Annotated in this window: 2 protein-coding genes; one reads left to right on the plus strand and one right to left on the minus strand. The window is 66.2% G+C overall.

What is annotated here, in order from left to right:
- Positions 1–494, minus strand: a 494-nt coding sequence (locus AC01FP_RS18495; protein WP_474482331.1) for a GGDEF domain-containing protein, incomplete at its 3' end; no start/stop codon positions are given.
- On the opposite strand from AC01FP_RS18495, the gene AC01FP_RS18500 reads away from it, so the two are divergent.
- On the plus strand, positions 474–663 hold a 190-nt coding region (locus AC01FP_RS18500; protein ID WP_474482332.1), incomplete at its 3' end, for a hypothetical protein. The genes AC01FP_RS18495 and AC01FP_RS18500 overlap by 21 nt on opposite strands.

Below are 663 nucleotides of genomic sequence, written 5' to 3' on the forward strand. Positions count from 1 at the left end.
GCCGAGCAATCCGGCAAGACGATCGCGAATTCCTCGCCCCCCAGTCGCCCGACGGTGTCCTGTCCGCGCATCACATCGACCGCGAGCATGGCAATGCGCCGGATGACCGCGTCGCCGGCCGGGTGACCAGGGCTGTCGTCGATGCTCTTGAAGTGATCGATGTCGAGCACTGCCAGCGCCAGCGGGCGGCGGCTGCGGCGCGCCCCGGCGATGGCCCGGTCCAGCGAGGCAAGGAGTTCGCGCCGGTTGGCGAGGCCGGTCAGGTCATCGGTTATCGCCCGCCGGTGCAGTTCCTCGCGGACTTCGGCTTCCGCGCTGATCGAGCGGCGGACAGCAAGCGTGGCAAAGGATGTGCTCAGCAGCAACAGGAGGCCGACAAGGGTCAGGCCATACTGGTACCACTCGTTGTTGCGGGCCAGAATCTGGGCCTGGCGTGTGCTGGCAGCCAGTGAGACCTGGGCGTGCAGCTCGACGTGGGCGATCTCGTCGATCAACGCTTCGATCAGGCGCTCGCCATCGCCGGTGCCGATCAGGGCGACTGCGCGATCATGCTTGCCGCTCCGCTGCAGTGCAATCACTTGCCGTTGCCAGTTTGTGAGAGTCCGCACTTGCGAGTCGACAATTCGGACATGCTCCTGAGCGTCGGCATCGTTGCGGGTGAGG

Source organism: Cyanobium sp. NIVA-CYA 375, from assembly GCF_056108345.1.